This window comes from Enterobacter sp. RHBSTW-00175, assembly GCF_013927005.1.
Taxonomy (GTDB): domain Bacteria; phylum Pseudomonadota; class Gammaproteobacteria; order Enterobacterales; family Enterobacteriaceae; genus Enterobacter.
Genome location: NZ_CP055930.1, coordinates 3,071,473 through 3,085,645, shown reverse-complemented (window position 1 = coordinate 3,085,645; position 14,173 = coordinate 3,071,473). Strand labels below are relative to the sequence as shown.

At 52.2% G+C, this 14,173-nt stretch carries 11 protein-coding genes; 2 read left to right on the top strand and 9 right to left on the bottom strand.

Annotated features, from left to right (window positions below; genetic code table 11):
* Positions 1–92 precede the first annotated feature (92 nt).
* The 9 genes from bamA to rpsB form a co-directional block, all read right to left on the bottom strand.
* Positions 93–2,510: an outer membrane protein assembly factor BamA gene (gene bamA / locus HV107_RS14600; protein WP_182059637.1), complete on the bottom strand. Its 2,418-nt coding sequence runs from the start codon at positions 2,508–2,510 to the stop codon at positions 93–95.
* A 29-nt stretch (positions 2,511–2,539) separates the two neighbouring features.
* On the bottom strand, positions 2,540–3,892 hold the full coding sequence (gene rseP / locus HV107_RS14595; RefSeq protein WP_182059636.1) for a sigma E protease regulator RseP: 1,353 nt from the start codon (positions 3,890–3,892) through the stop codon (positions 2,540–2,542).
* 11 nt (positions 3,893–3,903) lie between these two features.
* Positions 3,904–4,761, bottom strand: coding sequence for a phosphatidate cytidylyltransferase (cdsA, locus tag HV107_RS14590; RefSeq protein ID WP_182059635.1), 858 nt, complete (start codon positions 4,759–4,761; stop codon positions 3,904–3,906).
* A 12-nt stretch (positions 4,762–4,773) separates the two neighbouring features.
* Complete coding sequence (ispU, locus tag HV107_RS14585) at positions 4,774–5,532, bottom strand: (2E,6E)-farnesyl-diphosphate-specific ditrans,polycis-undecaprenyl-diphosphate synthase (RefSeq protein ID WP_182059634.1); 759 nt, start codon at positions 5,530–5,532, stop codon at positions 4,774–4,776.
* Positions 5,533–5,718: 186 nt separating this feature from the next.
* Positions 5,719–6,918: a 1-deoxy-D-xylulose-5-phosphate reductoisomerase gene (gene ispC, locus HV107_RS14580; protein ID WP_182059633.1), complete on the bottom strand. Its 1,200-nt coding sequence runs from the start codon at positions 6,916–6,918 to the stop codon at positions 5,719–5,721.
* A gap of 95 nt (positions 6,919–7,013) precedes the next feature.
* Entirely contained in the window at positions 7,014–7,571 is a 558-nt protein-coding gene (gene frr, locus HV107_RS14575) for a ribosome recycling factor (protein ID WP_182059632.1), read from the bottom strand.
* A 168-nt stretch (positions 7,572–7,739) separates the two neighbouring features.
* Positions 7,740–8,465: a UMP kinase gene (gene pyrH / locus HV107_RS14570; RefSeq protein WP_006173609.1), complete on the bottom strand. Its 726-nt coding sequence runs from the start codon at positions 8,463–8,465 to the stop codon at positions 7,740–7,742.
* A 149-nt stretch (positions 8,466–8,614) separates the two neighbouring features.
* Entirely contained in the window at positions 8,615–9,466 is an 852-nt protein-coding gene (gene tsf / locus HV107_RS14565; RefSeq protein ID WP_032616612.1) for a translation elongation factor Ts, read from the bottom strand.
* A gap of 117 nt (positions 9,467–9,583) precedes the next feature.
* Entirely contained in the window at positions 9,584–10,309 is a 726-nt protein-coding gene (rpsB, locus tag HV107_RS14560) for a 30S ribosomal protein S2 (RefSeq protein ID WP_003856207.1), read from the bottom strand.
* A gap of 321 nt (positions 10,310–10,630) precedes the next feature.
* Between rpsB and map the strand changes: the two genes are divergently transcribed.
* Both map and glnD read left to right on the top strand, forming a co-directional pair.
* Complete coding sequence (gene map / locus HV107_RS14555) at positions 10,631–11,425, top strand: type I methionyl aminopeptidase (protein WP_182059631.1); 795 nt, start codon at positions 10,631–10,633, stop codon at positions 11,423–11,425.
* Between the two features lie 62 nt (positions 11,426–11,487).
* A complete protein-coding gene (gene glnD, locus HV107_RS14550) occupies positions 11,488–14,163 on the top strand; it encodes a bifunctional uridylyltransferase/uridylyl-removing protein GlnD (RefSeq protein WP_182059630.1) in 2,676 nt (891 codons plus the stop codon).
* Positions 14,164–14,173: the final 10 nt, after the last annotated feature.

Sequence of the window (14,173 nt, the reverse complement as noted above, 5' to 3'; positions counted from 1 at the left end):
TCAAGGTACCGTTCTTTGCGTGGCAAGGCGACCGTTTACCGATCGCCGGTTGTCAGCGCTACACTGCCAGTGCATTCCATTGCTGCGGATTATTACCAGGTTTTACCAATGTTAAACTGGAACTGTTCCGACTTATCTCCATCATATTTCTTAAACGGCTGGGCGTATGAGAAGACCAACGGCCCCAGCGGTGACATCCATTGTAATGCGATACCCGCAGACATGCGAATATTGCTCGGATCGCTGTAGTCCGGAATGCCTTCTGCACGCATCTGAGCGGTATTTTCCCAGTTAGTATCCCAAACTGTACCCGCATCCCAGAATACGGATGTACGTACGGAGTTTGCATACTTGTCACTGATAAACGGCGTTGGAGTAATGAACTCCAGGCTGGCAACCGCCATAGCGTTACCGCCCACCGCATCATTGGAGCTACAGACTTCCGTTGACGAGGATTTATTACAGTTATCCGATTTGTTCCCACCGTAATAGACCGCTTTCGGACCAATGTTGTTGGACTGGAAGCCACGTACGGTGCTGGAACCACCCGCATAGAAGTTTTCATAGAATGGCAGTTCTTTGCCACCTAAACCATCGCCATAACCCCAACGGGTACGACCCAGAATAACCCACTTATGGTCATCATCGATTGGGAAGTAAGACGCGGTATCCAGCGTTACTTTGTAGAACTCGTTATCGGAACCCGGCACGGTAACTTTACCGTTCAGGTTGACGCGAGAACCTTCCGTCGGGAAGTAGCCACGGTCAAGACGGTTATATGTCCAGCCATAGTTAAAGGTGAAGTCATCTGCCGCAAAACCGTTGTTGTCACCGGTCTTGCTGGTTGACTGCCCGATGGAGTCCAGATAACGCCACATTGCCACCTGCGGTTGCATGTTAGACAGGTCGTTATGCACGTAGCCTAAACCTGTACGCAGGGTGTTGTATTCGTTGATCGGGAAGCCGAGCGTACCATCTACACCGTAACTCTTGTTGGTATAGGAGGACAGGTCTGCGTTATCTGCTTTAAAGTCGTTATAGAAGATACGACCACCCAGGCTTACACCGTCAACGGTGAAGTATGGGTTAGTAACAGAGAATTCAGAATAGGTCTGGTAGTCGTTTTTGGTGCCGTTGATACCAACGGAGTAACCTGTACCCAGCCAGTTATCCTGCTGGACACCTACCTGGAAGCTCACGCCGCTTTCAGTACCGTAACCCACACCGAAGTTAAAGCTACCGGTGTTACGTTCTTTGACTTTATAGACAACATCAACCTGATCAGGGCTGCCCGGTACGCGTTGAGTATCGGTATCAACCGTTTCAAAGTAACCCAGACGGTTCAGACGCTCTTTACCCTGGTCTACCAGGTCGCTACCCAGCCATGCACCTTCCATCTGACGCATTTCGCGGCGCAGTACGGAATCTTTGGAGGTATCGTTGCCTTCGAAACGGATCTTACGCACGTAGAAACGGTTACCCGCATCCACATTTACGCGCAGTTTAACGGTCTTATCCGTGTCGTTGATTTCAGGCTGAGTTTGTACACGCGGGTACGCATAACCATAACGGCCGAGCAGCTTCTTAATGCTGTCTTCCATTTTGGTCACTTTAGCGCCGCTATACAGCTCGCCCGGCTGAATTTTAGTCAGAGACTCAATCTCAGCAGAGTGCCCCGCCAGGTTCCCACTCACTTCAACACCTGAAAGCTTGTACTGCTCGCCTTCAGTGATGTTAATCGTAATGTAGATACCTTTCTTGTCCGGAGTCAGACTGACCTGAGTAGAGTCAATGTTGAAACGGGCATAACCGCGATCCAGGTAGTAGCTGCGCAGGGTTTCAAGGTCACCCGCCAGTTTCTGTTTCTGGTATTTACGATCGCCAACAACGTTCCACCACGGCACTTCGTCGCGCAGCTGGAAGGTTGAGATCAGTTCGTCGGTACTGAAAGCATGGTTCCCTACGATGTTGATCTGTTGGATCTTCGCAGAAACACCTTCCTGGAATACCAGCTTCAGGTCTACACGGTTACGTGGCAGCGGAGTCACGACCGCTTTCACGCTGGCACTGTATTTACCGACGCTGTAGTAGAAATCTTCCAGGCCTTTCTCAATATCGGAAAGGGTGGTGCGGTCCAGAGATTCACCAACACGGACACCAGATGCTTCAAGGTTTTGCTTGAGCATGTCATCTTTAACCGATTTGTTACCGGAGAAAGTGATACTGGCGATCGTTGGGCGTTCTTTTACCTGAACCAGCAGCGTATCACCATCGCGCAGAACGCGAACGTCCTCAAAGTTGCCAGTGGCAAACAGAGCACGGATGGTGTTACTGATATCATCATCATTAACCGTATCGCCGGGGCGTACAGGCATACTGAGGAGGGCCGCACCAACGGCGACACGCTGGAGGCCTTCGAAATGAATATCTTTCACTACGAACCCGTCAGCACCGTATACGGTGGCGCTGCTAAACAGCAGCGACGCTATGAGCAACTTTTTCATCGCCATCGTTATTATGCGTTCTTCCTAACACTCTCTTACAACCGAGAGAAATCATTGAAAAGTGCAAGCCCCATTAACAGCACCAGCAAAATCGAGCCAATGCGATAACTAAAGTCTTGAACTCGCTCGGATACCGGTCCGCCTTTTAGCTTTTCAATCGCTAAAAACAGCAGATGACCCCCGTCTAATACGGGAAGCGGGAACAGGTTGATTATCCCAAGGTTCACGCTAATGAGCGCGAGGAACATGAGATAGTAAATCACCCCGAATTCCGCTGACATCCCAGCCCCCTGAGCAATAGATATTGGCCCACTGAGGTTGTTCAGTTTCACATCACCGGTTATCAATTTCCCCAACATGTTGACCGTTAGCTTCATCAGTTGCCATGTTTTATCCGTGGCTTCAAGGATGGCGCTGAACGGCCCATACTGGCGTATTGTCTTGTACTCATCTGGCAGTGGGATGACTTTCGGCACAACGCCTGCAAACCCTTCTGCCTTTTTGCCGCCCGATTTGGTATCCGGGATAAGCGTCAGTGAAAGCGGACTCCCCTGCCTTTCTACTTCCAGTGCGAGTGAAGTGCCTGGATTATCGCGCACCAGATTAACAAAGGTCATCCACTGTGTTAATGGCTGACCATCGACTTTAACGATCCTGTCGCCCGCTTGCAAACCCGCTTTGCTCGCAGCCGAATTCGCCTGTACTTCGGCTAATACCGGTTCGATCTGCGCGCCGCGCGGTCGAATCCCCAGTGCAGAGACCGGGTCCTCTTTGTCAGGCTCAAAACTCCAGTGACGTAAATCCAGCACTTTGTCCTGCCGCTGGTCAGAACCAAATGGCGACACGCTGACAGTGGTCTGCGCATCACCGATTTTGGCTACCAGTTGCAGTCGCACGGCATCCCAATCAGGGGTTTCGATGCCATCAATCGCTTTAAGTTCCATCCCTGGTGTAATTTGCGCACTCGCCGCGATGGAGTCGGCAGCAATTTCACCCACAACCGGACGAACGCCAGGGACGCCGATGATAAACACCAGCCAGTAGGCGAAAATAGCAAAGATGAAATTAGCTACCGGCCCGGCAGCAATGATGGCGGCGCGTTGTCCAACCGTTTTGTTGTTAAACGCGCTGTGTCGAAGTTCAGGGGCGACAGGCTCGACACGTTCGTCGAGCATTTTGACATAACCGCCCAGGGGAATAAGTGCGAGGACAAACTCGGTGCCTTGCTTGTCGGTGCGCTTCCAGAGCGATTTACCAAAACCAATGGAAAATCGCTCGACCCGCACACCGCAACGACGAGCAACCCAGAAATGGCCAAATTCATGCACGGTAATCAGTACACCCAGTGCAACAATGAACGCCGCCAGATTCCAGAGAATGCTCAGCATAAAACCTTCCGTTAAATCGTCCCAAATACCAGTAAAAGCAGGCAAGCAAACACTGGAACAGCCGCTGTCAGGCTGTCAATGCGATCCAGTATACCGCCATGTCCTGGGATAAGGTGACCACTATCTTTGATCCCTGCTTCGCGCTTAAACATGCTTTCGGTTAAATCACCCAAAACAGAGGCCAGTGCAGCGAAAATAGAGCATACCAGCAAGGTTGACGGTGCAACCTCAAGATTCGCCCAGACGCCGTAGCCCCAGGAGATAATCGCTGCCGTAAACAAGCCGCCGATGAATCCTTGCCAGGTTTTCCCCGGAGAGACTTTCGGTGCGAGTTTATGTTTGCCAAACAGTTTACCAAACATATAAGCACCTGAGTCAGCCCCCCAGACGAGAATCATCACGTAGAGCAGCCATAGCGCGCCGCTGTAGTGGTTGTCGTCATAGTGCCATGCGCGCAGCGCGAGCATACCCCAGAAAAAAGGAACAATTGTGAGCAGGCCAAAAATAAGGCGTAAAACTTTAGAATTACGCCATAGTGCCGCGGATTCTGGATAAAAAAGCACCAGTAACAGCGCGGCGACCCACCAGCCCAGCGACACCCAAAGCGCGCCAGCAACAAGCGGTTGATGAATATCATGATGATATTCAGGCAACGTAAACAGCATCAGGGCCAGAATAAAGCCACAGATCACCGCCAGCCATACCCGCTGAGTGCGCGAAGTAAAGCCGCTAAACTGTCCCCATTCCCACGCGGCGAGCATACACACCACCAGCGTAACAATCGCGAATCCCACTGGGGGCAGTAAAAACAGCGCCGCAATGACAATGGGTATTAATACAAAAGCGGAAATCAGGCGATACTTCAGCAAAAGCTACCCCCATCAGGCGTTGTCGCCACCAGGCTCGGTGCCACCGAAACGACGCTCTCGATTGGCAAAGGCATGCAGCGCACCTTCAAAGTCTTGTTCATCAAAATCGGGCCAGAGAACATCCGTAAAGTAAAGTTCGGCATAGGCTATTTGCCAAAGCAAAAAGTTACTTATGCGATGCTCCCCCCCTGTCCTAATTACCAAATCCACGGGAGCCAGTTCATTCATGCAGATTTGCTGACCCAGCGCCTCTTCATCAATTTGGTCGGGTCTCAACAGCCCTTCCTGAACCTGTTCGGCCAAATGCCGAACACCCTGGATAATATCCCAGCGTCCGCCGTAATTCGCCGCGATATTGAGCGTCAGACCGGTATTATTTTCAGTCAACGCTTCTGCTTTACGAATTCGTTCCTGCAAACGTGAGTTAAAACGACTGGTTTCGCCAATAATACGCAGGCGGACGTTGTGGCGATGCAGGCTTTTTACTTCGCTGTCGAGCGCCCACACAAACAATTCCATCAACGCACTAACTTCCTGCGCAGGTCGATTCCAGTTTTCACTGCTAAAAGCATAGAGCGTTAACGCATCAATGCCGTTATTGGCGGCAAAAGAAACGGCGCGGCGAACGGATTTCGCCCCGGCTTTATGCCCAAAGGCTCTTATCTTCCCTTGTCTTTTCGCCCAGCGGCCATTGCCATCCATGATGATTGCTACATGACGGCAGCCATGAGCTGGCAAGTTTTCGCTTATTGGTTGATTCGCAGACAACATAACGCGTTTTTAGTCCCTGAAAAGGATTTAACGGTACTCAGGAATACTGAAGCCTATACATAAAAAAGCCGTGTCAAACCACGGCTTACCTGACCACATAAAGTCAAATTCCTGCGATCAGGTGGCGCAGACTATATCACTGAAGCCCTACGCTAACAAATAGCACGACCACTAGTGGTTGCTTTATCACCAGCTTGCGAGATGTGTCACCTGTTTACGCGCAATAATACGAGCCTGTTCATCCACCGCCAGTACCTCTTCCACACTCTGTGGTTCACGCAAATCCATCATCTCAAGCACCGACAAATTCAGTGCCGCGATATCGGTAAAGCGGATTTGCTGATTCAGAAATGCCTCAACGGTAATTTCATTGGCTGCATTGAGTGCTGTCGTCGCCGCTTGCCCCTGGTCAAACGCATTCATGGCAAGTTTCAGACACGGGTAGCGGTCATAGTCGGGCTCGCTGAAGGTCAGTGAGCCTAACTTGCAAAAATCGAGGGGTTTTACGCCCGATTTCACACGATTTGGCCACGCCATTGAGTGCGCGATAGGTGTACGCATATCCGGCTCGCCCAATTGTGCCAGTACGCTCCCATCCTGATAACGCACCATCGAGTGAATCACCGATTGCGGGTGGATCAGCACTTCCATCTGTTTCGCCGATGCGTTAAACAGCCAGCGAGCTTCAATGTATTCCAGACCTTTGTTCATCATGGTGGCAGAATCAACGGAGATCTTACGCCCCATCGACCAGTTCGGATGACGACACGCCTGATCCGGCGTCATTGCGCGCAGTTCAGACAGTGGAGTTTCCCGGAACGGGCCACCAGACCCGGTAAGCAGAATCGACACAACGCCATTTTGCTCCAGGTCAGCGTACCCCAGGTTCTGTTGAAAAGGTTGAGGTAAACTCTGAAAAATCGCGTTGTGCTCGCTGTCTACCGGCAAAAGACGCGCCCCGCGCTGTTTTACAGCATCCATAAACAGACGCCCGCAGGTCACCAATGACTCTTTATTTGCCAGCAATACCGTTTTACCGGCATCAATAGCGGCAAGCGTCGGCAGAAGCCCTGCCGCGCCGACGATTGCCGCCATCACCTGATCAACTTCATCCAGCGCAGCCATTTCGCAAGCCGCCTGCTGCCCGCTCAACACTTCGGTACGACTGCCCTTCTCTTCCAGCAAGGCTTTCACCTGCCGAGCACTGCTCTCGTCATCCATTACCGCATAGCGAGGCGCAAACTCCAGACACTGCTCAACCATACGCTGCACGTTCTTTCCGGCCACGAGGGCAGTCACGGTGTAGATGTCAGGATTATGGCGAACAACGTCGAGAGTGCTGCAACCAATAGAGCCGGTTGAGCCGAGGAGAGTTAAATGCTTCATGAGATGCCCGGAAAATGTTAGACCAGATAAAAGCAAAACGCCGCCAGCAAGCCACTTAGGCTCTCTGAACGGCGTTTGTCAGTGTACGACAGAAATCAGAACTGCATCAGTTCCGCTTCTTTATCTGCCAGCGCCGCATCAATTTTCTTGATGGCTGCGTCAGTCAGTTTCTGTACGTCGTCCTGGGAACGACGATCGTCATCTTCACTGATTTCTTTGTCTTTCAGCAATGCTTTAACTTTATCGTTCGCGTCGCGACGCACGTTACGCACGGAAACACGACCCTGCTCAGCTTCGCCACGAACAACTTTGATCAGGTCTTTACGACGCTCTTCCGTCAGTGGAGGCAGTGGAACACGGATATCAGTGCCCGCAGAGCTTGGGTTCAGACCCAGATCGGAAGCCATAATCGCTTTTTCTACTGCCGGGCCCATAGAACGGTCGAATACGTTTATTTTCAGCGTACGGGTGTCTTCAACAGTGACGTTAGCCAGCTGACGCAGTGGGGTTGGCGTGCCGTAGTATTCCACCACGATGCCATCCAGCAGGCTTGGGGAAGCGCGGCCAGTACGAATTTTGCTGATTTGGTTTTTGAACGCTTCTACGCATTTGTCCATGCGTACTTCAGCATCTTTTCTGATGTCGTTAATCACGTTACGAATCCTTGAAAACTTGTCTCAGGCAGACTATCCGCCAGCACAGCTGCTACAGGTGTGCTAAGTATAGTCGCGTTTAATTCATGACAACGCCAAAGGCGCGCCCAGGTAAGATACCACTACAAATTAAAGCGGAATCTTACCTGTATTTATCGCCAACGGAAATTATTCCGTGATCAAAGTGCCTTCTTTTTCGCCCATTACCACGCGACGCAGCGCGCCAGGCTTGTTCATATTGAAGACACGAATTGGCAGTTTATGGTCGCGAGCCAGCGTGAAGGCGGCAAGATCCATTACTTTCAGCTCTTTATCCAGTACTTCGCTGTAGCTCAGCTGATCGTACATGGTAGCAGACGGATCTTTTGCCGGATCGGCAGTAAACACGCCATCGACTTTGGTCGCTTTCAGCACCACGTCGGCTTCGATTTCGATACCGCGCAGGCAGGCTGCGGAATCGGTAGTAAAGAACGGGTTACCCGTACCGGCGGAGAGGATCACCACGCGGTTGTTACGCAGCAGGCTAATCGCTTCCGCCCAGCTGTAGTTATCGCACACGCCATTCAGGGGAATAGCGGACATCAGGCGGGCATTCACGTAGGCACGATGCAGCGCATCACGCATTGCCAGGCCATTCATCACGGTTGCCAGCATCCCCATGTGGTCGCCCACAACGCGGTTCATACCTGCTTTCGCCAGACCAGCGCCACGGAAAAGATTACCACCACCAATGACCACACCGACCTGGATGCCCAGTTCAACCAGCTCTTTGATTTCCTGCGCCATGCGGTCAAGGATGCTTGCGTCAATACCGAAGCCTTCCGTTCCCTGCAGCGCTTCGCCACTCAGCTTAAGCAGAATGCGTTTGTACACGGGTTTTGCATTGGTAGCCATGTTTCTTTCCTGAGACTGTCAACGATTAAGATGGGGTTAATTCTGGCGACATGTTATGTCGCAAACCAGCGCAGGGATACAGTAACCTGTCTGATTTTGTATGACGGGTGACAAAAAGAAGCCGCCCTCAGGCGGCTCCTTTTCAATCATTAAGACTGCTTGGACATTGCAGCAACTTCTGCTGCGAAGTCAGTCTCAACTTTCTCGATGCCTTCGCCCACTTCGAAGCGGATGAAGCCAGTTACGTCAGCGTTGTGCTCTTTCAGCAGCTGAGCAACAGACTTGCTTGGATCCATTACGAAAGGCTGGCCAGTCAGAGAAACTTCGCCGGTGAATTTCTTCATGCGGCCTTCAACCATTTTCTCTGCGATTTCTTTTGGCTTACCAGACTGCATCGCGATATCCAGCTGAACCTGGTATTCTTTTTCTACCACTTCAGCAGACACGTCTTCTGGTTTAACGAATTCTGGCTTGCTTGCAGCGATGTGCATTGCCAGCTGTTTAACCAGCTCTTCGTCAGCGCCTTTAGCAGCAACCAGAACACCGATGCGAGCACCGTGCTGGTATGAACCCAGAACGTCACCTTCCAGAGAAGAAACGCGACGAATGTTGATGTTCTCACCGATCTTAGCAACCAGAGCAACACGTTCTTCTTCGAACTGTGCTTTCAGAACTTCAACGTCAGTGATTTTACCAGCAATAGCTGCGTCCAGTACTTTGTTCGCAAATGCCTGGAAACCGCCATCTTTAGCAACGAAGTCAGTCTGGCAGTTAACTTCCAGAATGATGCCGTAGGTGCCGTCGATCTTAGTGATGATCACGCCGTCAGCAGCAACGTTGCCTGCTTTTTTAGCTGCTTTGATCGCACCGGATTTACGCATGTTTTCGATTGCCAGCTCGATGTCGCCGTTCGCTTCAGTCAGCGCTTTTTTGCAATCCATCATGCCTGCGCCAGTACGCTCGCGCAGCTCTTTTACCAGGGATGCGGTAATTTCAGCCATTCTTAAATCCTCGGGAGATGTGAACTGCCCGGCCAGAAGCCAAACAGTATAAATTGAAAAAAGGGGCCGATAATTGGCCCCTATTCATACACGGTACTAATAAGGGGTGAAACCTTATTATTCAGCTTCTACGAAGCTTTCTTCCGCCTGAGAAGCCAGATCCTGGGAACGGCCTTCACGAACGGTAGCAGCTACAGCGCTCAGGTACAGGCTAACAGCACGGATTGCATCGTCGTTACCCGGGATAACGAAGTCAACACCGTCCGGATCGGAGTTGGTATCAACGATAGCGAATACTGGGATACCCAGGTTGTTAGCTTCTTTGATTGCGATGTGCTCGTGGTCTGCATCGATTACGAACAGCGCGTCTGGCAGGCCGCCCATATCTTTGATACCGCCCAGGCTGTTTTCCAGCTTGTCCAGTTCACGAGTACGCATCAGCGCTTCTTTCTTAGTCAGCTTGTCGAAAGTACCGTCCTGAGACTGGGTTTCCAGATCTTTCAGGCGTTTGATTGACTGACGAACGGTTTTCCAGTTGGTCAGCATGCCGCCCAACCAGCGATGGTTCACGAAGAACTGATCGCAGCTGTTAGCAGCATCTTTCACAGCTTCGCTTGCAGCGCGCTTAGTACCAACGAACAGAATCTTACCTTTACGGGAAGAGATCTTGTTCAGCTCAGCCAGGGCTTCGTTGAACATTGGTACAGTTTTCTCAAGGTTGATGATGTGAACTTTGTTACGTGCGCCGAAGATGAAAGGCTTCATTTTCGGGTTCCAGTAACGGGTCTGGTGACCAAAGTGAACACCAGCCTTGAGCATGTCGCGCATGGAAACAGTTGCCATGTTTAAAACCTCTATATTAAAAGTTGGGGTTATGCCTCCACGTATCCCATGTTACCGACCCCAAAGGGCACCCCGGAACATGTGCCGATACGTGTGTGTTATTACACAAAGTGAGATTTGTCGCTTCCGTCCAGCCTGTGTATCTGAAATGGATCGGAAGTCCGGCGCGCTTTATACCACAAAACACGGCCAGACACCAACAGTTGTTGGCTGAGTGTGCTGTTAATGATTCTCAATTTGGCACGGGGTGCGCCTGACTGATACCATTGACGACACTTGAACTAGTATTGTCGAAAAAATCGACACCGATGGACAGATTACATGGCTATCTCTATTAAGACACCTGAAGAAATTGAAAAGATGCGCGTCGCCGGTCGTCTGGCCGCTGAAGTGCTTGAAATGATCGAGCCGTTTGTGAAACCTGGCGTCAGCACCGGCGAGCTGGATCGTATTTGTAATGACTATATCGTGAACGAACAGCAGGCAGTCTCCGCCTGCCTCGGCTATCACGGTTTCCCGAAATCCGTCTGCATCTCTATTAATGAAGTGGTTTGCCACGGTATTCCGGATGACGAAAAGCTGCTGAAAGATGGCGACATCGTCAACATCGACGTCACCGTTATTAAAGACGAGTATCACGGTGACACCTCAAAGATGTTCATCGTCGGCAAACCAACTATTCTGGGTGAGCGCCTGTGCAAAGTAACGCAGGAAAGCCTCTACCTGGCGCTGAAAATGGTTAAGCCGGGCATCCGTCTGCGCACCATTGGCGCGGCTATTCAGAAATTCGTTGAAGCCGAAGGCTTCTCTGTGGTTCGCGAATATTGCGGTCACGGCATTGGTCGCGTCTTCCACGAAGAACCACAGGTTCTGCACTATGATGCCGATGACGGTGGTGTGGTGCTGCAAAAAGGGATGACCTTCACCATTGAACCGATGGTCAACTCCGGCGACTACCGCATCCGTACCATGAAAGATGGCTGGACGGTGAAAACCAAAGACAGAAGCTTGTCTGCGCAGTACGAGCATACTATTGTGGTGACAGACAACGGCTGCGAAATTATGACGTTGCGCAAGGATGACACCATCCCGGCGATACTGACGCACAACGAATGATAAAAAGCCGGCAAATGCCGGCTTTTTTAATGGTGATAGCTTTTTCTTATGGGTGGCACGCGATGAGTAATCTTTTACCCGAACAGTATGCTAACACAGCACTTCCCACCCTCCCCGATCAGCCCGATAACCCCGGCGTCTGGCCGCAGCGTGAGCTGACCTGTGCCGACATCAAAGCGCATATGGATGTCTTCCAGCGCTGGCTGGGCAGTGCTTTCGACGCGGGTATCTCTGCCGAACAGTTGATAGAAGCGCGAACCGAATTTATCGACCAGCTGCTGCAACGTTTATGGATCGATTACGGTTTCGGGCAGATTAGCGATGTCGCACTGGTGGCCGTAGGGGGCTATGGCCGGGGTGAACTTCATCCGCTTTCCGATATCGACCTGCTGATCTTAAGCCGCAAGAAGCTGCCGGACGACCAGGCGCAAAAAATTGGCGAGCTGTTGACGCTGCTCTGGGATGTGAAGCTGGAAGTCGGTCATAGCGTGCGCACACTTGAAGAGTGCCTGCTCGAAGGGTTATCTGACCTTACCGTTGCCACTAATCTGATTGAAACCCGCCTGTTGATTGGCGATGTTGCGCTATTCCTGGAACTACAGAAACACATTTTCAGCGACGGCTTCTGGCCATCTGAAAAGTTCTTTGCCGCGAAGGTCGAAGAGCAAAACCAGCGCCATCAGCGCTACCACGGCACCAGCTATAACCTCGAGCCCGATATCAAAAGTAGCCCTGGCGGCCTGCGCGACATCCACACGTTGCAGTGGGTGGCCCGGCGCCATTTCGGCGCGACCTCACTGGATGAAATGGTAGGGTTCGGCTTTTTGACCGAAGCCGAACGTAATGAACTGAATGAATGTCTGCACCTGCTCTGGCGTATCCGCTTTGCCCTGCATCTGGAACTGAATCGCTATGACAACCGCCTGCTGTTTGATCGCCAGCTCAGCGTTGCCCAGCGCCTGAACTACAGCGGTGAAGGCAACGAGCCGGTCGAGCATATGATGAAGGATTTCTTCCGTGTGACTCGCCGCGTCACCGAGCTGAACCAGATGCTGTTGCAACTGTTCGATGAGGCGATCCTGGCGCTGACGGCAGACGAAAAACCGCGCCCGATTGATGACGAATTCCAGCTGCGCGGCACACTTATCGATCTGCGCGACGAAACGCTGTTCATTCGTGAGCCAGAAGCGATCCTGCGCATGTTCTACACCATGGTTCGTAACAGCGCGATCACCGGGATCTACTCCACAACCCTGCGTCATCTGCGCCATGCCCGTCGTCATCTGACACAGCCCCTGTGCTATATCCCGGAAGCGCGTTCACTGTTCCTCAGTATGCTCCGTCATCCGGGTGCAGTGAGCCGTGGCCTGCTGCCAATGCACCGTCACAGTGTATTGTGGGCCTACATGCCCCAGTGGTCACATATCGTCGGCCAGATGCAGTTCGATCTTTTCCATGCCTACACGGTGGATGAACACACGATACGCGTCATGCTCAAGCTGGAAAGCTTTGCTCAGGAAGAGACCCGTTCTCGTCATCCACTGTGCGTTGAGCTGTGGCCACGCCTGTCGCACCCGGAACTTATCCTGATTGCCGCCCTGTTCCACGACATTGCTAAAGGCCGTGGTGGCGACCACTCGGTACTCGGGGCGCAGGATGTCCTGAAATTTGCCGAACTGCATGGACTCAATTCACGAGAAACGCAGCTTGTGGCCTGGCTGGTACGCCACCACCTGCTGATGTCGGTCACCGCCCAGCGCCGTGATATCCAGGATCCTGAAGTGATTAAGCAGTTCGCCGAAGAGGTGCAGACGGAAAACCGCCTGCGCTATCTGGTCTGCCTGACGGTGGCAGATATCTGTGCCACCAACGAAACGCTGTGGAACAGCTGGAAGCAAAGCCTGCTGCGCGAACTCTACTTCGCCACCGAGAAACAGCTGCGCCGCGGAATGCAAAATACCCCGGATATGCGCGAGCGGGTGCGCCATCACCAGCTACAGGCGCTGGCGTTGCTGCGGATGGATAACATTGATGAAGAGGCGTTGCATCAGATATGGGCGCGCTGTCGTGCCAACTACTTTGTCCGCCACAGCCCAAACCAGTTGGCGTGGCACGCACGGCATCTGCTAAAGCACGACTTGTCGAAGCCGATGATCCTGCTTAGCCCGCAGGCCACGCGCGGCGGTACGGAGATCTTTATCTGGAGCCCGGACCGAGCCTATCTGTTTGCCGCCGTCTGCGCCGAGCTAGACAGGCGAAACCTGAGCGTTCACGACGCGCAGATTTTTACCACCCGCGACGGCATGGCGATGGACACCTTTATTGTGCTGGAGCCGGATGGCAGCCCGTTGTCGCCGGACAGGCACGAAGGGATACGCTTTGGCCTGGAGCAGGCGATTACCCAGCACAGCTGGCAGCCGCCGCAGCCGCGCCGTCAGCCCGCGAAATTACGGCACTTTACCGTCGATACCGAGGTCAATTTCCTGCCGACCCATACCGATCGTAAATCGTTCCTGGAGCTGATCGCGCTCGACCAGCCAGGGCTACTCGCCCGCGTAGGCCAGGTTTTTGCCGATCTGGGAATTTCGCTTCACGGGGCCAGAATTACAACCATTGGCGAGCGAGTAGAAGATTTATTTATAATCGCGACCGCCGACCGGCGTGCCCTTAATAATGACCTGCAACTTGAAGTGCAACAACGGTTGACAGCAGCCCTCAATCCAAACGATAAAGGGTGACGTGTTTTTT